The sequence below is a fragment of the Synergistes jonesii genome (assembly GCF_000712295.1).
Taxonomy (GTDB): domain Bacteria; phylum Synergistota; class Synergistia; order Synergistales; family Synergistaceae; genus Synergistes; species Synergistes jonesii.
Window position 1 is genome coordinate 90,273 of record NZ_JMKI01000054.1, and the last position, 22,395, is coordinate 112,667.

Here is a 22,395-nt window from a genome sequence, read left to right on the forward strand (position 1 = left end):
CACGGTATATCGCCCGATGTCCGTTTTATTCGCCGGCCTCCGGAGAAGCGACGCCGATACCTTCCGGCCTCCTGTCCTTAATGACCTTCTCGCCGAGCTCCACGGAGGCGCCGTCGTATACTTTCACGTACGGCTTGACTATCGAGCCGAGCCCGAGAAGGACGCCGCTGCCGAGGGAGACGTTGTCGCCGGTCAGGCTTCCCGGCGCCAGCTGGCAGTAGTCGCCGATAACGCTGTCGTGCCCGACGAAGCAGCCGGAGCCGACTATGCAGTGTCTGCCTATCGATGCGTCGGATTCTATCAGGCTGCCGGCGAATATTATCGTGCCGGCGCCTAAGCGCACGGAGCTGTGGACGGAGCTGATCGGATTGACGAAGACCGGCCAGCAGACGTTTTTGAAGCGCTCGCTGATGGAGCGCCGCACCTGATTTGAACCGATCGCGATGACGCACATGATGTCGGGCTCGTCGGGCATTTCGGAGACGGCCCCTATTATCGGAATGGACCAGAGCGTCTTCCCTCGCAGATTCGGGTTGTCGTCGTAGATGCCCACGCATTCGGCGCCACACGCTTCAAGCGTCGAGAGGACGACCTTCGCGTGGTCCCCAGCCCCGATGAGAAAAACTTTATCCTTTGCACTCATCAGAATCGCACCCTCTCTCAATTATTTTTCAATATATATTATTATATCGTATTTTTTTACAAAATAAAATGTAAAAGGCGTCGAATGGTTATATCATGATATAATTTCTGCATATTTATGGGCGCGCGTTCCGCTCTTTCGCGCCCGTCCTGCGGAGGGGTCCGTTTGCTGCGTTTGGTCGTGAAATTTGTTATGCGTCTCTTCTTCGACGTCAAGGTAAAAGGATGGGAAAACTGGAAGAGCGCGGGCGGCGGCGTGCTTATCGCGCCGAATTACGTTTCTTTTATAGATCCCCTGATACTGGCGGTCTTTCTGCCTGAAAAGGTGCCCTTCGCGATAGAGCGGAGGCTCACGAAGAAACGCTTCGTCAGCTTCTTCCTGCCCGTCGCCGAAACGCACGTGCTCGACGCCGACACGCCCCTTTCGCTGAAATATTTCCTCAATCTGCTGAAGAACGGTGGGCGCTGCGTGATATTCCCGGAGCTCCAGCCGACGACTATCGGCAACCCGATGAAGGTCTCGCCCGGCGTCGCTATGATAGCGGACCACACTAAGGCGAAAATCCTTCCAATACATATAAGCGGCACGGAGCGCACCCCCTTCTCGCGCATACAGCATAAGCGCGGGCTGCGCTTCTTCTCCGAAGTCACGATAAACATCTTCCCCGTGACCACCCTCGACATTGAGGACGACCTCGCAGGCTCCAAGCGTAACGCCGCGGCGGGGCGCGCGCTCGAACGCATAATGGACGAAGCGTCGCTCATGGCGCGCCGCAAGGAGAAGCCCTTCTGGGACATCCTGCTCGACGCGAGAAAGGAATTCGGCGGCAATGTGCGGATATTCAGCGACGCGGGCGCGAAGCCCGTGACCTATAACGGCTTTATCACGCGCATACTGCTGATAGAGGAGGCGCTGCGCGCGCAGAACTTCGGCGAGACGAACATCGGCGTGCTGCTTCCGACCTCCCTTGGGGGCGTCGTCACGATGTACGCGCTGCAGAAGCTCGGCAAGGTCCCGGCGATGCTGAACTTCTCGCTCGGCCCGCGCGCGCTCGTCAACTGCTGCCGCACGGCGTGCCTCAAAACGGTCGTCTCGTCGCGAAAATTTATAAATATAGGCAAGCTCGAGGCGCTTTCTAATGCCATAGAAGAGGCCGGCATACGCATATTCTGGCTCGAAGACGCCGCCCCTCTGATCACCGCCGGCAGGAAGATCTCGGCCGCGCTGCGCGCGCCCTTCCTGCGCTCGCAGCCCGTCGACCCCGAGGCCGTCGAAAAACCGGCGGTCATACTCTTCACCTCGGGCTCCGAGGGCGCGCCCAAGGGCGTAGTGCTGAGCTACAAAAATCTGAACACGAACCACGCGCAGATGTTCACGCGCGTCGACTTCTACCGCTCCGACCGCGTGCTGAACGCGATGCCGATATTCCATTCCTTCGGCCTCTGCGGCGTCTTCATGCCGGTCTCCCTCGGCTTCTTCGTCTACCTCTACCCCTCGCCGCTGCACTATAAGACTATCGCGTCGATATGCTACGACGAGCGCATCACGCTGCTTTTCGCGACGGACACCTTCCTCGCCGGCTACGCCAAGGCCGCCGGCGACAACTACGACTACGCGACGATGCGCCTTCTGATACAGGGAGGAGAAAAGCTCAAAGCCTCGACGCAGCAGATATGGTTCGAGCGCTTCGACACGCGCATCACGGAGGGCTACGGCGTTACCGAAGCGGCGCCGGTCGTCGCGAACAACTATTTCGCGCATCACAAGAGCGGCACCGTCGGCACGATCGTCGCGGGGCTCCGCTACCGCCTCGAGCCCGTCGACGGCGTCGGCGACGGCGGCAGGCTGTGGCTCAAAGGCGACAATATCATGCTCGGCTACCTGCGCATAACGAACCCCGGAGTGCTCGAACCGGTTAAGGACGGCTGGTACGACACCGGCGACATAGTGCATATCGACGACGAGGGCTATGTCACGATACTCGGGCGCGCGAAGCGCTTTGCGAAGATAGGCGGCGAAATGATCTCGCTGGCTTCGGTGGAAGAGGCGATGTTCGAACTGTGGCCGGACGACCAGCATGCCGTGACGATGATGCACGGCGCGAACCGCGAGACCCTGACCGCCGTGACGACGAGAAGCGGCCTGAAGCGCGAAGAGCTGCGTCAGAGGCTTTCCGAAATAGGCATGGCCGAGATAGCGATTCCCAGGAAGCTGCTGTATATGGAAAACATCCCGCAGCTCGGCAACGGCAAGACCAGCTACGCGGAGCTCGACGAGCTGCTGAGAAACATGAACGCCGACGAATGACGCGGCGCCCAGCTTAAACCTGAAACGGAAAATCAGCCGCAGCTTTTTTGGCCTGCGGACGATTTCTACTGAAAATACGCCGTCAGCTTTTCCAAGAACAGCCCCGCCGCCGGGGAGAAGAGCTGATGTTTTTTCCATATGATATCCAGCCCAGAATCTATCCTTGGCTCGAGCGGACGGAAGCAGAGCGCGCTTTCCTCGGATGTGTTGACGAGCTTGTCGATCGTAACGGCGTATCCTATCCCTTTTTCCGCCATGATCGCGGCGTTGAACACAAGGTTGAATGTCGTAACGATATTTAACCTTTCAAATTCATCGCCAAACCACGCGATGAATTCGTTCCCCTCTTTTTTGTCCGCAATCGCCTGCCTGGAACAGATAAGGGGCAGCTCCGTCAGGTCTTCTCTGGTTACGCGGCTTTTTGACGCGAGCGGAGAATCCTTGCGCATAACGACGCCCCACGTATCTGTGGTTGGAATGTGGAGGCAGTCGTATTTAAGCAGATCGGCGGGCTGGATGATGATGCCGAAATCCAAAAAGCCCTTATCGAGGCGTTCCGTCACGTCGGCCGCGTTTCCGCTGTAAAGATGATAGTGTATGTCCGGGTAGTCCTTTCTGAGCTCGCCGATCACATCAGCGATCAATTTGATCGCATCCGTTTCACCTCCTCCAATATAAATGTCTCCGGCGACGCTGTTCCCCATCGCTTTGAACTCGTCTTCTGTTTTGTCCACCATAGCGATGATTTCTTCCGCCCGCTTGCGGAATATGAAGCCCTCTTTCGTCAGGGTCATATTGTGGCTGCCCCGCGCGAACAGTTTTTGACCAAGTTCGTCTTCGAGTTCTTTGATCTGCCGCGAAAGCGTAGGCTGTGTGATATGAAGAAAATTGGAAGCATTGGTGATGCTGCCTTCCCGCGCAACGGCCAGAAAATATCTTAACACTCTGATTTCCATCTGAATCCCCCCGAGCGGCTGAAGCGATAATTCCAGAACAGCTCCAGTATATTAGCCTGCGATATGCCTGTCAAGCAAATCAACGTTTGCTGATTAGGTAATTGCTATTTCAATTTGCCAAATCTATAATTTGCCTGTAAGGAGTTCACGGAAACAGAAAGAACTGCACGGGGAGCAATACAGAATAGATCGTATATATGCACGATCTGTTCTCCGCAGAAAGAGGACAGAAGATGACGGTGGTAAATAAAATGACGGGCTTTGATCTCAAAGCGTCGTAAGAAAACAAAAATGGAGGTTGATAAAATGGGAAAGATATTTGTATTTACACTGGCCGCGCTGCTGGCGGGAAGCGCGGCGGTCGGCGTCGCGTCGGCGAAAGCGGCAGACGCTGCGGAGGATGTCCAGAAATTGACGAACGACAGCCGTGTATTCAGGATAGACCCGTCCGTCCAGGTCAGGGTGGTACGCTTCCACAATCGCTACGGCATCGACCTGACGGGTCATTTATATCTGCCCGGGGACTTCAGCGCGGATAAAAAGTATGCGGCGCTTGCCGTCTGCGGTCCGTTCGGAGCCGTTAAAGAGCAGGTTTCCGGCCTCTATGCCCAGGAGATGGCAAGGCGTGGCTATGTCGCGCTGGCCTTCGACCCCTCTTTTACAGGCGAGAGCGGAGGCAGCGTCCGCGATGTCGCCTCGCCCGAGATCAACACGGAGGATTTTTCCGCCGCGGTAGATTTTCTGTCCGTACAGGATTGCGTAGACCAAAAACGCATCGGCGTTATCGGAATATGCGGCTGGGGCGGCATGGCGATCAACGCCGCCGCCATGGATACCAGAATCAAGGCGACTGTAGCCTCGACCATGTATGACATGACGAGAGTTACTGCGAACGGGTATTTTGACAGCGCTGACAGCGCCGACGCGCGTTTTGAGATGAAAAAGGCCCTGAACGCGCAGAGGACCGCCGATTACAAGAAGGGCGGCTATGAGCCCGCAGGAGGAGTGCCGGACACTCTTCCAAAGGACGCGCCGGACTTTGTGAAGGATTATTATGCCTACTACAAAACGAAGCGTGGTTACCATGCGCGTTCTGTGAACTCAAACGCCGGCTGGAACAAGACGTCTTCGCTTCCCTTCGTCACCATGCCGATACTTGCCTATGCCGGAGAGATCCGCAGTGCGGTGCTCCTCGTCCACGGCGAGAAGGCGCATTCGAGGTACTTCAGCGAGGACGCCTACAAACAGCTGACCGGCGGCAACAAGGAGCTGTTCATCGTACCCGGCGCTAACCACACCGACCTTTACGATCAGATGGACAAGATCCCCTTTAAGAAGATCAGCGCCTTCTTTGCGGATAATCTGAAGTAAGTCGCACAGTAAAAAACGCATAGAGGAGCCGCTACGCCGGGAAACGCAGTAACGCATATCCCGCGGCCGCAGAATCGATAGGCAATTTTGCTCGGCGCTCCGCCGAACTTGAGATATGCCGCTCTTTCTTTATGTCAAAAATATGAATAAAACATGAAGCGAAAATCAGCCGGAGTTTGTCCCCGGCCGATTTTTATTCGAACCTTTCCTAGCCGCACGTGCTGTGTCCGATACTTTAAATAAGCATATGTCGGGTTTCATCCTATTGCCATGCCATGTGCACGATGCCTCGGCCTTCGAGCATATTGATTGAGTCTGGAATCAAAAATATGACGGTCATTACAAACAAGGAGATCGGCTCTTTCTACGTTTTTTGGCGTCCCTTAACTACATTTCTTTAATGTCGGTTTATTCCATATAACAGTAACCTTAAATTGCGCACGTCCGGTTTGTTGCAAAGACATCCGGTAGGGGCAGTAGGAGATTTTCTTGCCTGTCTTAAAAATATCCACAAGGCAAAAATAAACAACGGCTGGCACAAAAGTGAAATTACAAAAGGTACCCATGTGTTGTTGAAAAAGCTCGGTATTGATACTACTTACTTTCATAATTTATGAAAAGTTGAGGTTAAGAGTCAAATATCTTTGAGCCCATAACAAAAAAAGCTTTCTTTAATTGATCCGCTGTTGCTAACACATGTCTTGTAGCTATGATCCTCGCAATTTCCGATTCTTTTTCAACCATTGCACGTAACAGTTTTTCGTGATCTATAATTGAATGATGAGACTGTGGTGCATCCAAATATTCAGTTTTCGGTTTTTTTTCGCGGCAGAACCTATCATAATAAAATATATAAAGCTCAGACCTCAAAAATATGGATTGTGATGTTCTGATGAGGTAATCATTTTGCGAAGCAATCATTATAGAGTTATGAATCTCTGCATTAATTTTATTATAGGCTAACGCGTCCGCTTGAGAATAGATCCCCTTTTCCATTTCAATGAGTTTTTCCAGCTGTCCTATCTGATTGTTCGTCATGTTTTTTGCCGCTTCATATGCGGCAAATCCTTCTAGATTAGCGCGAAACGAGAACAGCCTTTCCATATCATCCAATGTTAAAAATGGAACCATACAGCCTTTATTGGCCTGCATCTCCAAAAAACCCTCGGCAGCAAGTTTTTTCAACGCGCTTCTTATCGGAGTCCTGCTCATTCCAAGCTCCTGTGCGAGATCTACTTCCAAAAGCTTCTCTCCAGGGAGATATTTATGATCTATTATCAGCTGGACAATAGCTTTTGTCGCACGATCTTCCGCGGTGCATAAAATTCCCACTATTTTTTTCAAGAGTTACTCCTCCAGTGCTGTCACTCCTGTACCATTTGTACATATCATAACATACAACAAAAAGAAGACGTCAGTTTCGCAAAAAGTGAAACCGACGCCCTTAAATATTTGTAAATGTTTACTTATCATTCATAGCTTTCATAATTTTTTGATGCACACCTATTCCCCACAGCTTGCTGCAGAGAAATGTAACGATTACTACACAAACAATTGTAAATACTAGCAATATGGCGGCGCTGCTGACCCAATAAGAAATTGTATATACGACAAGGCCGATAACTCCTATCATAATGGAATAGGGCAACTGTGTCTTTACATGTTCAATGTGGTCGCACGCTGCCCCCATAGATGCTATCAACGTAGTGTCAGAAATTGGTGAGCAATGATCGCCGAATATAGCTCCGCTGAAAATAGCGGCCAAAGTAACGATCATAGGGGCTCCAAGACTTATCGTCATTGGGACCCCTATAGGAACCAGAATAGCCATCGTCCCGTAGGAGGTGCCGGTAGCAAAGCTAATGACACATGCTGCAAAGAAGAACATCGGCGCGACCGTAAAAGGCGGAAGGCTTCCCTCTACCATATGGACAATATAGCCAGCTGTACCCAAATCTTTGCATATAGAGCTCAAAGACCAAGCAAAAAGCAACGTCATAACGAGAAAAAGGTTATTTTTCATCCCGTTCATATAAATATCAAATGTTTCTTTGAAGTTGCGTATTTTATAATATATCATGAGTGTAAAGCATATCATTCCTCCAATAAAATATCCTGTTGTAAGGCCGGTTCGGATGTTTATCCCTAAAGTCTTTTTATAAGGAAAGCCATTGGCGATAAGAATTACGAAGAATATAACGAAGAGCGCCAATATTGGGAAAACAACTAAAGACATCTTAGGCTTCGCATCCTTTGAGAGCGCCGGGGGGTCCCCCAGCCCCATAGGTTGTGCATGTGGCCAATGCAGTTGCCCCGTGGTAATCACGCGCTCTTCGGCTTTAGCCATCGGGCCAAAGTCAATACCTAAGAAAGCGATGAGAGGAACCAGCAGGAGCGTACCAATGCAATAAAACTGTAGAGGTATTGTCTGAAGAAAAGCATCCCATACGGAAAGCGGTATATTGTGAGCGGCAAACTCCTTTTCCATGCAGCTCATTGCGAAGATGCCAAAACCTGATATTGGTACAAGCATACAGACCGGAGCAGAAGTAGCGTCCACGATCCACGCAAGCTTTTCGCGGCTTACCTTTAATTTATCTGTGATCGGCTGGAATATAGGGCCGACTAGCATACCGTTCGCAAAATCTGAAAACCATATGATCAGCCCCAATATCCATGCTCCCAGTACGGCTTTTTCCCTGCTGTTTATACGTTTCGTGGCGCTCAACGCCAATGCTTCCGCGCCGCCGGAGCTCGTCACCAGCATAACCATTCCTCCGATAAAAAGTACGAGTACAATCACGCTAGCGTTATAACCATCAGCCGCTTGTTTGAATAAAACATCCCTGAATACTGCTGGCACTGCGTAGAAAATATTTCCATTGAAAAGGATTACTGTCCCCAGCAAAATACTTGTAAAAAGTGATACCAAAACATTCTTTGTCACAATTGCTAATATTATAGCAAGGGCTGGCGGCAATATAGATAGAAAACCAAAATTCTCCATTAACCTCATTCCTTTCTTTTGCGGATAGATTATTTACTCATCTAATTCGTATTCCTTGTGCGTTACGATTATTCCCCGTTTTTCCAATTCCTTTACAGTTTTGATAAATGGCATCTCTACAGGTGTTATCATTCCCCCTTCTCCCAGTTCGCCATTGAGTGCCATCATTGCCCCCATACTTACAACAAAACCGACTGTTCTCGTCATTGACGTATATCCGCTAGTTAAATCTTTTTTATCTATTATTTGATATATTATGCGAACCTTTTTACCCCCCCTCATTCCCTTTACATCTACGCGCGTCAGTGTTACATCCTGTTCATCGTCTTTATAAAAAAATTGTGGCTCAGCTGAAAGTATTGCGGCAATAAAGGGGATTTTATCTACTGACACACCGTGCACGGTAACTTTTTCATCTTTCAAAAAGCCACAGTTTGCAAAGACGCGCCAAAAAGCACAGTGCCCTTTCCAACGGCAGACATAACGGCCCATTGACCGAACTTGATTTCTTATACCGAGCTCTTCTGCAAGAGCTGCAGAATCACCGTTAGGGAAACATTCCAGGACCCCGCCAAGTTCGTCTATCGAAAGAGTATGAATGTTCTTATCAAAAAATATTTCACCTGGTTCTATATCCACGACTTTGCTGTCTTTTATGATTCTGGCAGGGCGATAGTATGAGCGCATTACCCCCTCGACGGTCCATGTAAACTTATAAGAAATAGGATTATCGGCGGCCTTAATATCTGGGAAGCCTGCCCCATAAGAAATAAAATCTTCCACACTGTCATACTGCCGCACCGCCTCGCCAGCCAACAGCAAATCAAGTCCGGGATCAAGACCGCATTGAGTGAGAACAGTTATCTTCTTTCTTTTTGCCTCGCATGCAAGCTTCTCCAAGCGCTTTTTTTGCCGCTGGCGCGACTCCTCATCGTTACAAAAATTTCCCATATATGAAGCACAAGTGTAATTTGTCCCCATCTCCACGGCAAGTTCTGCCATTGGCAGGGCAAAATCTCTTGGAAGAAGGCAAATTACTATATCGACGCCTCGTATTGCGGATTCTAAAAGAGGCCTATCTGTAATGGTACCCTTTATAGGCACAATAGCCGGCGACACAGAATCAAATTTATTCAGAGCTTCTTCTAAGTCCTCCCTGTTGTCGAGGACACGAATTTCTTCAAAGTCGCCAAATTTAATTAAGTCATATAGCGCGCCATGTCCTTGTAAACCAAAACCCATTAGAAGGGCTTTCTTTTTCATATTCATTTTAACACCCCTAATATTAAATTGTATCCATTTGCCTATGCGTAATTTTATTATATACCACGTTATTGTCAAGTGGTATATATATTGTTTTTTGTGGATGGCATAAGATAAAAATATGAATTGTTTTATTTTAATAAAATAAAACTTGCTTATACGTGATTTTTATTTGTTATAAATAGCAATGTTGATAATATTACTTAAAAATTCACAAAAACTATTTTTATAAAAAATTCATGATATTGTTATATGTATAATAATTGGTTTGAAAAATAGGATACATAGTATAATTTTAAAACATATAGATGTATACATTTTATGTCTTTTTGTATAATTTTCTACTTGGTAATAATACTTACAGCTACTACATCAATTGTTGCTGAAAAAGTCCATAAACGTAGCAATAATCTGTGAAAACTCGTAATAATGGAGTAAAATATACATATAAAGTTTGTAATTATCAGAAAAAATCATGCTAATAAAGGCAAAGGCTACAGAGACAAATACAGATATAAAGAGATTCCATTTCCTGCGCGGTCCACATTCCGGGCATGAACAGAGAGTCCTCCGTAAGACTTGTGAGAACGCTCAAACGAAGAAACGCCATAGAGCCGATAATAGGGCACCTGAAAAGCGATTGTGGGATGGACCGTAATTACCTGAAAGGCAGAAAAAAGTAGAGATAAGTACTCTGATGACCAGCTGCGCCTATAAGCTGAAAAAGATACTGAAACACCTCAACGCTTCTATTGAAAACTTACATCCGGACTGAACGTCCGCGGCAAACAGCCTTGGCAACGCTTTATGCGGGGAATATACTGGCGTCAATAGTTAGCTTTGGCTAGCTAAATTATCTCAGCGTGGGGTGGTACAGATGAAGAGATTAACGGCATTGTTGGTTTTTCTCATGCTGGCTGTTATGCTCGCCGGCGGCTCTGGCACCGCGGAGGACCCTTACCGGATCGCTAACGCGGCGGAACTGCTGGCCTTTGCCACGAGCGTCAACGACGATACGCGGTACGTCAGGCTAATCTCCGACATAGATCTTAATGGCTCTTAATGGCGTAAGTGGACGCCGATCGGCAATATGAACGATTACGAGAAACAATCGACCTTCTTCCGCGGCACTTTAGACGGAGGCGGCCACGCGATCTCCAACCTGACCTTCGAGACGGACTCCTTCATCGGCGCCGGTCTCTTCGGCGTCAGCGGCGGCACTATTAGAAACCTTAACGTCGCCGATTCGTTAGTGCACGTCACACATGTCGCCGAGCTCGAGAAAAAGTCGACGGCGATCGGCGGGGTCGTCGGCTACAACATTGGCACAGTGGAGAACGTCGCGCTGACCGGTAGTTCCTCCATCCTCGGCAACAACTGCGTCGGTGGCATAATCGGCGGCAATGAATACGGCTCCGTCAGCGGCTGCCGGGCTGATGGCGTCGTGGTCGAGCTTATAGGCAACAACAGCTTTCCCGACCGCATCATCAACAAACTGCACGGCCGATGTGACGATCGCTGCGACGAACGGCGTGCACGCCATCGGCGGCCTGTGCGGCTATTCCGGAACGCACCCGGACAAGGCAAGGTTCTCTGTGGCAAACTATCCAGCGGTTATAGACGGCTGCTCCGTGAAGATAGACATCGACGCAAAGGATGCGACGCACGTCGGCGGCCTCGTCGGCACCGGCCTTTACTACTACGGCAAGGAGACGGCCTTTAAGATCACGAACTGCTCCGTATCCGGCACCATCGACGGCGCCGTGACCCCCGGTACTATCCTCGGGCGCAGCAATGAGGATAGCTCGTATGACGAAGCGACGAGGGCGAAGGTGAAGGTACTTATCGACGGCAAGCCCTCGGTAGCCGAGGTCGGCACGACCGACCGCATGTACGAGAGCGCGGATCAGGACGGATAATCGCTTACGTCCCTGGCCTGTCGCATCCGATGCTGAGGGTGTTGCAGAACGATTGCGGGGCCGTCCGAATGGGCGGCCCTTTAAATTATGGTGCTATCCACTTCTATCTGGCCTTCTCCGGCATGCCTTTATCTTTATCTTACCTCCCTCAAAGACACGACCGTCTCCGCTTCCGCCGCGCCGACCTGGTGGGATGTGCCTGCCGTCTCCTCCGTGCAGGATGTAACGACGCTGTTGTGGTAGGTGTAGCCGACGATGCCGCCGACCATGCTGGCGCCGGATAGAGTGTATGAAAGTTTTTGTAAATAGCTAAAAATACAGATAGCTTATAGGTCTCCTATAATATACACTATATTTCATAGGAGGCCTTTGTTATGGCAGGCAGGTATACGGAAGATCTGGCAATCATGTACGAGGACCGGCTCCAGGATTGAGAAACGCGTACTCAAAATCCATACTCAAAACAGGCGGAAGCACACGTCTACCCTTGACATACCTGTAAGCCTTGCGTTATATATTAAACGAGGGCTGACGCTCTGAGCTCCATTGGTTCAGCTCATCAGCCCTCAGACTTATCACAGGAAGTCCGGATTTACAGACTTTATTTTGCACCCCTGTTTTCCAAAACACACTACCGAGAGGGGGGCTGATGCTGGCTATTTTATATCTCATTTTGAATTCCTCTTCTTACTCTTCTATCTTACTTAGTTCTGAAAGTTGGGGGCTAAATACATACTGCTATGTTGTCCATTACGCAGATATCCATACGTTTAGTGTATTCATAATATGCTGAAACTCTTTCCCTTACTTTTTCCGGATTTCTAGCAGCAATGCCGTTTAAAAACGCGTGAGTTAGTGCCATTACTGAGCACAGAGGATCTACCATGGTTATATATCTTATTGGGGTCACGAATAGACAATCAGACAATGGCGCGAGGGGTGCAAGTTTGCTGTCGGTTACACCTATAATTTTTATACCTTTATCTCTAAGGTCTGACGCAAGGTTCAAAGCCCTCTTATAGTACCTGGGAGTACTGTAAGCTAAAACAACTGCATTTTCCTTATTGCACACATTCATGCATTGCACAAGTCTTATATCATCGGGAATATAAAGATCTATGATGCCGCTTCTGAAAAGGTGCATGAATTTACTGGCATAACCGGCGACAACTTCGTCTCCGCCTGAGCCAAGCAGAACAACATATTGTTTATCGCAGAGTAGCTCAACTGCGGAGTTAAAAATGTTTTCATCAATATTTTCCAGAGCTTCTGAAATTACCGTCTGTTCCAGTGAGAAGACATCGTAAAAAGCATTTCTCTTATTATCAGGAGGTGCCTCATACCTCTCCAGCGTTTCTAAACTATTTATATGACTTCGCAGTATGTTCTGCAATTCTTTTTGAAAGTCTGTATATCTGGAATACCCGAGCCTAGAAATTAAGCGTACTACAGTAGATTCACTGACATCTGCATTTCTCGCTAAATCACGCGAATTCATAAAAGCGACCTTTTGGTAATTAGCAATAATATAACTTCCAACCTGGCGCTGCTTATTAGTCAGCTGCGCGGCATTTTTATGTAATACTTCTATAACTGGTTTGCATTTCATGGCATATTATTAAACTTTTCCTCCATCAATATTTAATTCCAAGTAAATTATAATACAAGCTGCCATCTTAATGTTATACCTGATTGCTTCGCCTCCTAAAATTTCTATGCATTATAATTCAGAATATTCAGAGTTATTTCTGTGAAAATTTAATATTATAATGAAAAATCTTGATATTAACAAACTTAATATATTATTGTAAGTATTATTATATAAAGTGCGAATGTTATTGCTGTTATTATATAAAAATTGTATTGACATAAATTTTATCTATGATAAAATAAAGACAATAAAATCGTCATAAATAAAATGACATAATTTAATTCATTTATTATCAGAGGTGTTGGAATTATGAAGAAAACCGTTGCTGTTCTCGGCGCAGGAAATTCTGGGCGCGCCCTTGCCGCGGATGCGGCTCTTGGTGGACATCCTGTACGCCTTTTTGAATTCCCTGAATTTGCGGAATCTCTTAGTGCCCTCAAAAAGTCAAAAACTATAGAGGTTGTTGGAACGCAGGTAAACGCGAAAAATTTTCATCGTGAAGGTATTGCTAAACTTGATATGGTAACTACAGATATAGCTAAAGCCATGAAAGGCGCGGAAATTATCGCGTTGTCTGTACAAGCAGTAGGTTTTGAAAAATTTTTCCGTGCTATGATCCCTCATTTTGAAGATGGGCAGGTGGTAGTCCTCTATCCTGACAACTATGGTACGCTTATTCTCCGCAGACTCATGCGCGAAATGGGGTGCTCCAAAAAGATAATTATCGGGGGATGGTCAAGTCTGCCATATGGCGCCAGGATTCTCGATTATGGGTCGCTGAATAGAGTTGCCCTCTCATATCGGGCTGTATCTCTGCGCGGCGATAGCCTGCCCAGCGGCGACAGAGAACAATTCTTTAACGCGATGAAGGAATTCGCACCAATGGATTCCGTTACATTTGTTGCCGGGGATACGGTGCTTGATACCGGCTTCTGCAATGTCAACCCAATCCTTCATGTTCCCGCTACTCTTCTTAACGCTGGTGCTATAGATAATTGGGGTAAAATCGACTATGTTGGAGCAATGGATGTTTATTACTGTATATATCACTATGCTTTTTCGGAAAATATATCAAAAGTTCAGTATGCTTTCTATCTTGAAGAGGTCAAGATAGCCGAAGCGCTAGGTGTTGGCATTCAGACTTATCCAGAAGATGTATTTTTCTCTCGTATGAGTCTACTTGGCGAGGAATGCCTTGGCAAAGGCTACAGAACCCCACTTGACAAGAATCTTCCCGAAGTAATAGGGATGGTTTACAACAAAAATGATCGTTTTACCCTCAAAAGCCGCTATATTACAGAAGATGTTCCCGTTGGATGCAAAATATATAAAGAACTGGCCCGACTCATGGGGGTTGAGACGCCTATAATCGACAGCATGATGGTTTTGGCTGGCACAATGAATGGGGTTGATTACTTTAAAGAGGGTTTCGATCTTGAATATCTCGGTATAAAAGGAATGGATAAAGAGCAGCTTCTAACATATCTCAGAGAGGGTAGGATATAGCCAGGTTATAAGGAGGTTGATTCGTATGGCAATTTGCAATGCAAACCCTGAAATATGGAGGCAGCTCCAGCCGAGGCAGAAAGACGAAATATACGATGTCTCTTTGAGAATATTACGGGAGATTGGTGTACGAGTCGGCTCGGCATCGGCAAGAAAACGTCTCGGCAGTAACGGTGCCAGAGTTTGCGGAGAAGTAGTATATATTACCGACGAAATGGTCTCATCTGCGCTAAAAACATCGCCGAGCGTCTTTAAGATATACAGGACAACAGGAGAAGAAGCCATGCTTCTTGACGGCAGAAGCGTCTACTTTGGTTCCGGAACTGACAGTGTAAAATATCTTGATCCTTTCAACGGTGGCATTACCCCATGTAATAGAGAATCGGTCCTCGTGATGTCTATGCTTACAGAGATGCTTCCCAATATAGATTTTATCGATGCGGTTGGCATGATATCCGATATAGACACCAGACTGGGCAGCCGTTTTGCGTTTTCAATCGCCCTTGCAAACACTACTAAAGTTCTCAACTTTTGCGCAGATACTGCGGAAAGCTATAAAGATATAATACAGCTTGCTGCGGATTTTTCAGGTGGTAGCGAAAATTTAAAGAAAAAGCCATTTTTATTCGGTTATAGCGAACCGGTGTCTCCACTTTTTCACAGCGGAGATGGATGTGACAAACTTGATGTCTGTGCAAGGGCGGGCGTGCCTGTAGTTTATATGCCATACTGCATGAGGGGAGGAACAGCACCGATCACATTCGGGGGTGCTATGGTCCAGAGTATGGCGGAAATACTTTCAGGGCTTGTTATTCACCAGAGTTGTGTACCAGGAGCACCCTTCATCATGGGCTGTATGCCTTCGGTTTTTGACATGAAAACTACTGTCGGAGCCTATGGTGCAGCGGAATTCCATCACGGAGTGCTCGTTTCGTCGGAAATGGCAGACTACTTTGGCTTGCCGTTTTACGGAACGGGTGGTACGACAGATGCAGGGACATTAGACTTTCAGGCGGGGGCCGAAAGCATGATGTGCTTCATGTCCAGTATGGCTGGCAAGATAAATTTTGTGCACGATGTAGGCACTCTTTGTCATAACGTAGTGCTCTCTCCGGAATTTCTTGTTATGTGCAACGATATGATTGATAATTTGAGAATATTTAAACAAAAAATTAATTTCAACTATGAGGATTACAGGTTTGAGCTTATAAGAGAAACAGGTCCTTCAGGACATTATCTTACCCACGACGATACCCTTACTAATTTCAAGAAAATTAAATATTCAAAGTTCTTTACAAGGGATGTTTCTTATGAGACACCCAACAACATGGCCGAGAAGTTAAGAAAGGAAACACAGAAATTAATAAAAAATTTTGTTCCACCATCGTACTCTGAAGCTCAGATTGAGGCTATTAAATCCGCAGAAAAATGTTGGAGGAAGTCTGCATCATAATAATTTATACAGGGAGGGGATATTATGTATTATCTTCCAAGAGACAGAGATATAGATTATGTTGAAGAAAGGGGGCGATACTGTTCTGGCGCCGGATTAGGGGTGCTCCTTGTAGATGAGATTTACCCTGCATTTCCAGGAGATGTTAGAAACCCGAGCGCATTTTCATATCCGATACAGTACGAAGTGGTTGATGGAATGGACATCCAAGGACTGATTCGATCGGAAAACAAAGAACAGTACCTTGCGAGGATTATCAAGGCTGCAAAAAAGCTGGAAAGAATGGGATGCAAGGCGCTGATCGGTGAGTGCGGTTACTTTTCGTATTTTCAAAGAGAAGTGGCTGACGCAGTAAATATTCCAGCATTCATGTCCAGTTTGCTGCAAATAAGATGGGCTCAGTCTGTAATTGGAGCAAAAAAAGTTGTGGGTGTTTTGATGTCTGGCAAAGCTGAAATGCTGGAGAAACATCTTACAAACGTAGGCGTAGAATTGAATACAAATTATGTTGTTGAAGGCGCCATGGATGGCGGCAATTGTCATCAGTTTCATCTTTTATGGGACTATCGCTTCAGAGAAGGGCCGGCACGCGCAAGTTATAAAGAAGCAGAAAGAGATTTCGTAAAGTGTGCGGTTGATTTTTACAGGGGATACCCAAATATGGGAGCCATGGTATTGGAATGCACTGGATTTCCGCCTTTTGCACGTGCTATACAAAGAGAAATAGATATACCAATTTTCAGTTGGGCGACATTAATGGATTATGCCTATCTAATTACGAGACACAGAGATTTTTACGGTAATATTTAATTTTTCATAGTAATACAATAAAAAACTAAACGGAGGAATTGACATGTCAAAAAAAATATTCGCAGTTTGTACGATAGCGGTATGCATTTCATTCTTAATTGGTTTTGTAGGTATAGGTGAAGCAAAACCTTTGCTTGTTCGTATTGGCGGGCAGGTCCCTGTAGACCAGATGGGTTCTATAGCTATTAATGAAATAGCTAAAGAAATTGAGACAAAAACCAACGGAGCGATAAAAGCCCGTACATATCCTGCAAGCCAGCTCGGAGACTATGTTCTCATGTATGAGGAACTTATGCGCGGTGACCTCGACATGGCGATGATCACCGCTCCTACGCACGTGGACACCAGGTTTGTTCTTCCATGGATGCCATACCCTGCAAAAGGCTGGAATGATGCCAAACGCGTTTTCGACAAGAATGGATGGCTTGTCAAAACGATGATTGCTGCGCATAAGGAAAAAGGTGTGAGATTTATGGGGTTTTTCATGAATGGATTCGGCGGCGTGGGTACGACAAAACCGGTAAAGAATATTTTGGATTTTGCAGTGCCTAAGAATATAGTTCTTCGCTGTTCACCCATCGCTCATTCAAGATATTTAGTGGAATCTCTAAACTTCAGAAGCGTAACTATTCCGTATGCCGAACTTTACGTATCTCTCCAGACTGGTGTAGCAGACGGATGGGTCGGTGGAAACCCTGCATATAACTATACCGGCTTCAGGGATGTCGTTAAATATTATTACCAGATTAATAATGAGGTCAACGCAGATCAGGTTCTAATAAGCGAAACAACATGGAAAAAGTTTACACCAGAGCAACAGAAAATAGTTACAGAAGCGATAGAGAGGCAAAATAAAAGAAGTTTCGAGTCGGCCGAAGCAGAGGATCAAAAGTATATAGACCTTATGAAGAAATCTGGCATAAAGGTTTATACATATACAGAAGAAGAACTTTCGAAAACTGCGGAACATGTGAGATCCGTCGTGTGGGAACAGATGAAACCTGACTTAGGCGAGAATTTATATAAAGAGCTTGTTAAAGAGTTCAATATAAAATAAGGTTTTGCTTCTACGCGGCGCGTTTGTTATCAATTTTTGATTGGTTATGTATGCGCCGCATTTATACATACATATTATATTTTAGCCATAAAGAGGAGATGAAACTGTAATGACAAAAACTTCGTTTGGCTATAAATTTATTGGTGCATTAGATATTATACAAAAGGGCGTTTTGATTATCTCTACAGCTACGGTTCTGGCACTCTTAGGAACGTCGATAATATGCAGATATGTTTTGCATGTCAATATGTATGGACTAGAAGAATTAGTGCAAATGGCTGGCTACTACCTTTACTTTATGGGAGCCGGTTTCAGCGTGAGGCTTGGGTATGAAATAAAGGCGGATATGGTAGACCTTTTCCCTGTCAGGCAAAAAGTGAAAGATTATATACATGCGGCGGCAAACGTCATCTCCGTAATTTTAGCGTTTTTGTTTGTGTATTGGGGGTTTCTTATGATTGGATGGGGAGTGAAAGTAAATCCTGTTACGCCAGGGTTGCGCTTGCCTATCATGATATCTTACATCGGTGTTGAAGCTGGATTTGTCTTTGGTTTCATTTATACGCTGATTAATGCCTATAAGTTCTGTAAGTTATTAAAATGCTCATAAGGTTGGTGGCTAAACTATGACATTAATTTCCATGATTGTCCTTTTAATAGCTCTGGCTGTTGGCATACCAGTAGCACTGGCGTTTCTTGCTTCTACGGCATGCTTTGTGATTGGCGGATACTCCCCTGCGCAGCTTGTTCCTTATGGTTTCAACAAGGCTGGAGCGATGGTGCTGATTGCGATAGCAATGTTCATACTCGCCGGTCAGCTGATGCGCAAAGGTGAAATTGGCGATAAACTTATTGACCTTGTAGAATTAAAAGCATCGAGGATAAAGGCTGGCCTGGGAGTTGTGGGGGTTGTTTCATGCGCGTTGTTCGGCTCATGTACTGGAAGCGCAAGTGCAACCATTTCCTGCATAGGTTCTATATTGTTTCCGCGGCTTGAAAAGGCAGGATATCCAAAAGCTCATTCCGCCGCATTACTCTCTAATGCCGCCACATTAGGCATGCTTATTCCGCCGAGCGGAACGATGATTCTTTATGCATGGCTTGGAGGGCAGTCTGTGCTTGCCTGTTTTCTCGCTTCCGTTATTCCTGGCATAATATTAACGGCTCAGTTTTCTCTTATTAACTGTTTCTTAATGAGAAATGTTGATTTGGTAAGAATACCAAAGATGAGTAAAGAAGAAAAAAGAAAAGAATCCAGCCGTAGGACAAAAAAAGCGCTTCCGGCCTTCGTGATGCCTATAATCGTCTTAGGCGGTATATACAGCGGTCTTATGACGCCCACGGAGGCAGCGGGGTGTGCCGCTATTTATGCCATTCCTCTAGGGTTATATATCTATAAGACAACGACATGTAAAGAGATTTTAGACTGCTTTGTCGATTCCGCCGCTAATGCTGGAGCGATAATGTTTATGTTGTTTTCTGTTATGATACTGAGCAAGTTGTATATTATGGAAGATGTTCCTAATCAGATAGTAGATTTGCTACTATATGTATCAGATAATAAATATGTAATTTTGATGATGATTAATGTTTTTTTATTTATCATTGGAATGATTATGGACGACACCAGCGGTATTCTCCTTGTTACCCCGATACTTGTCCCAATAATATTAAAGCTGGGTTTTGATCCTATACATTTTTCAGCGATTGTTGCAGTTAATCTTGGAATGGGCAACACTACTCCTCCAGCCGCTCCTCTTCTCTATCTAGGCTCGCGCCTTGGAGACGCTCCGCTGGGCGATATGCTGAAACCATGTTTCTATCTGATAATTTTTGGCTGGATACCAAATCTTATTCTCACAACGTACTGCCCTATTTTATCAACATGGCTCCCGAAACTGATACTTGGATAAATGTACGAAGAGGGAATTGATATGTCGCAAATTTTAGAGACAATAGCAGGGGCGCTTGCGGACGGCGCTGTCGATAACGTGAAGAACGGCGTCAGAAAGGCCATAGACGATGGGGTTTCAGCTAAAGACATATTAAGTAAAGGGTTAATCTCAGGCATGGATAAAGTCGGTTTGCTTTTTAAAGACGGTGAGATGTTTGTGCCTGAAGTTCTTGTCGCAGCAAAAGCTATGCAGGCCGGGTTGGAAATAATTAAACCTTTGCTGTTGTCTGACGGAGTGCAATCCGTTGGAAAGATTCTCATGGTGACCGTAGAGGGGGATCTTCATGATATCGGCGTCAAATTAGTAGGAATGATGCTTGAGGGTGCGGGCTTTGAGGTAATTAATCTGGGGGTCGACATCCCAGCCGCTAAAATTATTGAAAAAGTTAAAGAGTTGCGCCCTGACATTTTGGGGCTTTCGGCAATGCTGACAACTACGATGGCCTCGATGAAGAATGTTATGGATGCGCTTAAGGAAGAGGGATTGCTGGATAATATAAAGGTTATGGTTGGCGGAGCGCCTCTTTCTCCAATGTACGCAGAAAAAATAGGCGCGCATTATTCCGCGGACTCCAACGAGGCCGTATTTCTTGCCAAAAGCCTCATTAAAAAAACATAGCTATGTAATCTGGCGAAAAAATAGAGACTATCAAAGACCTGATTATATTTTCAGCCCTGCCATATGTCTCATTGTCAGCTGCTGACATTATAGTCCATTGCACATGATGAACTTAGTATTATACGAGAAAAGTTGCATTGTTTTTAGAAATTTTAATACTAGGAGGGTATTATCGTGAATAGACATTTAGATATAAAAGGAATTAACGAGGAAATTGAAAAAATTCTTATACCGTATGTCCGTATAAAAAGTTTTACCAATACAGTTGGAGAAAAAGATATAGAAGATTTTTTTCGATATTATTTTAGTAATAAACCTTATTTTCAAAAAAATGAAGACTATTATGGTACTCTTCCGATAAAAGATGATCCGCTGAACCGATCTGTAAGCTGGGCCTTAGTAAAAGGCAGTGGTTGTGAGACGGTTGTGCTTATCCACCACAGTGATATTGTTAGTATAGAAGATTTCCGCAATTATAAAGAATATGCTTTAAGCCCGTATGAATTAGAGAAAAAACTGCGCTGTATTATTGCTTCCTTGCCTGCGGATGTATCCAACGATTTAGAAAGCGGAGACTATCTGTTTGGACGCGGCGTCTGTGATATGAAGGGAGGCGGCTCCATCCAAATCGCACTGATGAATTACTATAGTAAGATCAGTGATTTAAAAGGGAATTTAGTATTGTTGGTTCTTCCAGACGAAGAAAACCTTTCCGCCGGAATGAGGTCTGGCGTGGTGTTATTAAGGGAATTACAAAATAAATATAATTTAAATTATAAATTGATGATTAATTCTGAGCCACATCAAAGAAAACAAAAAGATATCGGAGTGTTTTCTATTGGTTCAATTGGGAAGCTAATGCCATTTATCTATGTCCGAGGATTCCTTGCTCACGCTGGGAAGGTATTTGAAGGGCTTAACCCGCTGAACGTCATGTCAGGAATTGTAAGAGCAACAGAGTTAAACAGTAATTTCAGTGACACCGTATTTTCAGGAGAAGCTTCTCCCCCTCCTACATGGCTCTATTTTAAAGATAGCAAAGAACATTATGACGTTTCGATGCCGTTGTTTGCATACGGGTGTATTAGCGTTCAGACCATGAAGCAGACGCCGAAAGAAGTATTGGATAAGATTAAAATTATCGCAGAGGGTGTTTTTAAACAAGTACTTAATGATACTCAAAAAAGCTACGACGCTTTTTGTGAAGTTACAGGGGTTCCACAGCAGCGGTTACCATGGTCTGTCAAAGTTATCAGTATAGGAGAGTTTTTAAAAGATGTTCAGCAAAACCTCGGAAATGAATTTAACGGTAATTACAATAAAATTATGGATAATTTATTTTCTGATGTGAAAACAGGAAAAATGGTAGTGTAACTTATTCTGTGTAAACCCCTTGCCCCTGGATCGATGTAAGACATCAAAGGGTTACCGTTACTGCTTCAGTATCACCATAATGACATACGCTATCCGGGCTGTCAATGGACTGCAGCCCGGACTTTTCTTATAGGCGTTTAGGGCTATTCCAGATCTCCGGGTTCTATGCGTTCCTCAAAGTAAATGCACAGCTGTGACAGAATTTTACTCCAGTCCCTGTCCCTGCCGGTCCACTTTTCAGTGATGTCCATCGTCGCAAGATAAAGGAGCTTGAGAAGGGCGTCGTCTGAGGGGAAGATCGTACGTGTTTTTGTCACTTTCCTGAGCTGCCGGTTGTAGTTCTCGATCTGGTTTGTCGTATAGATCATCCGGCGCAGCTCATAGGGATACTTGAAATAAGCGGATAACTGAGGCCAGTTGTTCCGCCAGCTCGCTACCGAAGACGGGTATTTCGAGCCCCACTTCTCTTCAAGTCTGTCAAGCCCTTCCTCGGCCTGCTCCAGTG

Annotated in this window: 20 protein-coding genes and 1 pseudogene; 14 read left to right on the forward strand and 7 right to left on the reverse strand. The window is 45.9% G+C overall.

Annotation, left to right across the window (positions count from 1 at the left end; all coding sequences use genetic code 11):
* Positions 1–25: 25 nt before the first annotated feature.
* On the reverse strand, positions 26–643 hold the full coding sequence (locus EH55_RS12730) for a PglD-related sugar-binding protein (protein ID WP_051682915.1): 618 nt from the start codon (positions 641–643) through the stop codon (positions 26–28).
* Between the two features lie 165 nt (positions 644–808).
* Here EH55_RS12730 and EH55_RS12735 point away from each other — a divergent pair, with 165 nt between their 5' ends.
* Positions 809–2,950: an AMP-binding protein gene (locus EH55_RS12735; RefSeq protein ID WP_037978526.1), complete on the forward strand. Its 2,142-nt coding sequence runs from the start codon at positions 809–811 to the stop codon at positions 2,948–2,950.
* A 65-nt stretch (positions 2,951–3,015) separates the two neighbouring features.
* Here the strand turns inward: EH55_RS12735 and EH55_RS12740 are convergent, their stop codons facing one another.
* Entirely contained in the window at positions 3,016–3,906 is an 891-nt protein-coding gene (locus EH55_RS12740) for a LysR family transcriptional regulator (RefSeq protein ID WP_037978528.1), read from the reverse strand.
* A gap of 306 nt (positions 3,907–4,212) precedes the next feature.
* On the opposite strand from EH55_RS12740, the gene EH55_RS12745 reads away from it, so the two are divergent.
* Positions 4,213–5,277 (forward strand): alpha/beta hydrolase, encoded by a 1,065-nt coding sequence (locus tag EH55_RS12745; RefSeq protein WP_037978531.1) that lies wholly within the window; start codon positions 4,213–4,215, stop codon positions 5,275–5,277.
* A 627-nt stretch (positions 5,278–5,904) separates the two neighbouring features.
* Here EH55_RS12745 and EH55_RS12750 read toward each other — a convergent pair.
* The 3 genes from EH55_RS12750 to EH55_RS12760 form a co-directional block, all read right to left on the reverse strand.
* Positions 5,905–6,621, reverse strand: a complete 717-nt coding sequence (locus tag EH55_RS12750; protein WP_051682916.1) for a GntR family transcriptional regulator — start codon at positions 6,619–6,621, stop codon at positions 5,905–5,907.
* Between the two features lie 118 nt (positions 6,622–6,739).
* Positions 6,740–8,284 (reverse strand): Na+/H+ antiporter NhaC family protein, encoded by a 1,545-nt coding sequence (locus EH55_RS12755; protein WP_037978534.1) that lies wholly within the window; start codon positions 8,282–8,284, stop codon positions 6,740–6,742.
* Between the two features lie 33 nt (positions 8,285–8,317).
* Positions 8,318–9,553: a saccharopine dehydrogenase family protein gene (locus EH55_RS12760; protein ID WP_037978537.1), complete on the reverse strand. Its 1,236-nt coding sequence runs from the start codon at positions 9,551–9,553 to the stop codon at positions 8,318–8,320.
* 871 nt (positions 9,554–10,424) lie between these two features.
* On the opposite strand from EH55_RS12760, the gene EH55_RS12765 reads away from it, so the two are divergent.
* The 4 genes and pseudogenes from EH55_RS12765 to EH55_RS14500 all read left to right on the forward strand — a co-directional run bounded on the left by EH55_RS12765 (position 10,425) and on the right by EH55_RS14500 (position 11,709).
* Entirely contained in the window at positions 10,425–10,610 is a 186-nt protein-coding gene (locus tag EH55_RS12765; RefSeq protein ID WP_037978540.1) for a hypothetical protein, read from the forward strand.
* Between the two features lie 27 nt (positions 10,611–10,637).
* Positions 10,638–10,958 (forward strand): annotated as a pseudogene (locus EH55_RS14905) (GLUG motif-containing protein); the annotation flags it as partial.
* A 184-nt stretch (positions 10,959–11,142) separates the two neighbouring features.
* The gene (locus tag EH55_RS12775) at positions 11,143–11,466 is read left to right on the forward strand and encodes a GLUG motif-containing protein (RefSeq protein ID WP_236617139.1); all 324 of its coding nucleotides are present in this window, start codon (positions 11,143–11,145) and stop codon (positions 11,464–11,466) included.
* Positions 11,467–11,553: 87 nt separating this feature from the next.
* Positions 11,554–11,709: a hypothetical protein gene (locus tag EH55_RS14500; RefSeq protein ID WP_160170753.1), complete on the forward strand. Its 156-nt coding sequence runs from the start codon at positions 11,554–11,556 to the stop codon at positions 11,707–11,709.
* Between the two features lie 481 nt (positions 11,710–12,190).
* Here EH55_RS14500 and EH55_RS12780 read toward each other — a convergent pair whose 3' ends face one another.
* A complete protein-coding gene (locus EH55_RS12780; RefSeq protein ID WP_037978549.1) occupies positions 12,191–13,075 on the reverse strand; it encodes a MurR/RpiR family transcriptional regulator in 885 nt (294 codons plus the stop codon).
* 351 nt (positions 13,076–13,426) lie between these two features.
* Between EH55_RS12780 and EH55_RS12785 the strand changes: the two genes are divergently transcribed.
* The 8 genes from EH55_RS12785 (at position 13,427) to EH55_RS12820 (ending at position 21,890) form a co-directional block, all read left to right on the forward strand.
* Positions 13,427–14,623: an NAD/NADP-dependent octopine/nopaline dehydrogenase family protein gene (locus EH55_RS12785; protein WP_037978552.1), complete on the forward strand. Its 1,197-nt coding sequence runs from the start codon at positions 13,427–13,429 to the stop codon at positions 14,621–14,623.
* A 25-nt stretch (positions 14,624–14,648) separates the two neighbouring features.
* Positions 14,649–16,076: a trimethylamine methyltransferase family protein gene (locus EH55_RS12790; protein ID WP_051682917.1), complete on the forward strand. Its 1,428-nt coding sequence runs from the start codon at positions 14,649–14,651 to the stop codon at positions 16,074–16,076.
* A 24-nt stretch (positions 16,077–16,100) separates the two neighbouring features.
* Positions 16,101–16,886 carry an aspartate/glutamate racemase family protein gene (locus EH55_RS12795; RefSeq protein ID WP_037978555.1) on the forward strand — a complete coding sequence of 262 codons (786 nt, stop codon included), beginning with the start codon at positions 16,101–16,103 and terminating at the stop codon, positions 16,884–16,886.
* 43 nt (positions 16,887–16,929) lie between these two features.
* Positions 16,930–17,943 carry a TRAP transporter substrate-binding protein DctP gene (gene dctP, locus EH55_RS12800; protein WP_037978558.1) on the forward strand — a complete coding sequence of 338 codons (1,014 nt, stop codon included), beginning with the start codon at positions 16,930–16,932 and terminating at the stop codon, positions 17,941–17,943.
* Positions 17,944–18,052: 109 nt separating this feature from the next.
* The gene (locus EH55_RS12805) at positions 18,053–18,553 is read left to right on the forward strand and encodes a TRAP transporter small permease (protein WP_037978561.1); all 501 of its coding nucleotides are present in this window, start codon (positions 18,053–18,055) and stop codon (positions 18,551–18,553) included.
* A 16-nt stretch (positions 18,554–18,569) separates the two neighbouring features.
* Complete coding sequence (locus tag EH55_RS12810; RefSeq protein ID WP_037978565.1) at positions 18,570–19,856, forward strand: TRAP transporter large permease; 1,287 nt, start codon at positions 18,570–18,572, stop codon at positions 19,854–19,856.
* A 21-nt stretch (positions 19,857–19,877) separates the two neighbouring features.
* Positions 19,878–20,516 (forward strand): corrinoid protein, encoded by a 639-nt coding sequence (locus EH55_RS12815; RefSeq protein ID WP_037978568.1) that lies wholly within the window; start codon positions 19,878–19,880, stop codon positions 20,514–20,516.
* Positions 20,517–20,690: 174 nt separating this feature from the next.
* Positions 20,691–21,890, forward strand: a complete 1,200-nt coding sequence (locus EH55_RS12820; RefSeq protein WP_051682918.1) for a M20/M25/M40 family metallo-hydrolase — start codon at positions 20,691–20,693, stop codon at positions 21,888–21,890.
* Between the two features lie 143 nt (positions 21,891–22,033).
* Here EH55_RS12820 and EH55_RS12825 read toward each other — a convergent pair.
* Positions 22,034–22,395, reverse strand: a 362-nt coding sequence (locus tag EH55_RS12825) for a transposase (RefSeq protein ID WP_037978571.1), incomplete at its 5' end; no start/stop codon positions are given.

Coding starts and splice junctions, on each gene's coding strand:
- EH55_RS12730 (WP_051682915.1), bottom strand. CDS start 643: ATGAGTGCAAAGGATAAAGTTTTTCTCATCGGGGCTGGGGACCACGCG.
- EH55_RS12740 (WP_037978528.1), bottom strand. CDS start 3,906: ATGGAAATCAGAGTGTTAAGATATTTTCTGGCCGTTGCGCGGGAAGGC.
- EH55_RS12745 (WP_037978531.1), top strand. CDS start 4,213: ATGGGAAAGATATTTGTATTTACACTGGCCGCGCTGCTGGCGGGAAGC.
- EH55_RS12755 (WP_037978534.1), bottom strand. CDS start 8,284: ATGGAGAATTTTGGTTTTCTATCTATATTGCCGCCAGCCCTTGCTATA.
- EH55_RS12760 (WP_037978537.1), bottom strand. CDS start 9,553: ATGAATATGAAAAAGAAAGCCCTTCTAATGGGTTTTGGTTTACAAGGA.
- EH55_RS12765 (WP_037978540.1), top strand. CDS start 10,425: ATGAAGAGATTAACGGCATTGTTGGTTTTTCTCATGCTGGCTGTTATG.
- EH55_RS14500 (WP_160170753.1), top strand. CDS start 11,554: ATGGTGCTATCCACTTCTATCTGGCCTTCTCCGGCATGCCTTTATCTT.
- EH55_RS12780 (WP_037978549.1), bottom strand. CDS start 13,075: ATGAAATGCAAACCAGTTATAGAAGTATTACATAAAAATGCCGCGCAG.
- EH55_RS12785 (WP_037978552.1), top strand. CDS start 13,427: ATGAAGAAAACCGTTGCTGTTCTCGGCGCAGGAAATTCTGGGCGCGCC.
- EH55_RS12790 (WP_051682917.1), top strand. CDS start 14,649: ATGGCAATTTGCAATGCAAACCCTGAAATATGGAGGCAGCTCCAGCCG.
- EH55_RS12795 (WP_037978555.1), top strand. CDS start 16,101: ATGTATTATCTTCCAAGAGACAGAGATATAGATTATGTTGAAGAAAGG.
- dctP (WP_037978558.1), top strand. CDS start 16,930: ATGTCAAAAAAAATATTCGCAGTTTGTACGATAGCGGTATGCATTTCA.
- EH55_RS12805 (WP_037978561.1), top strand. CDS start 18,053: ATGACAAAAACTTCGTTTGGCTATAAATTTATTGGTGCATTAGATATT.
- EH55_RS12810 (WP_037978565.1), top strand. CDS start 18,570: ATGACATTAATTTCCATGATTGTCCTTTTAATAGCTCTGGCTGTTGGC.
- EH55_RS12815 (WP_037978568.1), top strand. CDS start 19,878: ATGTCGCAAATTTTAGAGACAATAGCAGGGGCGCTTGCGGACGGCGCT.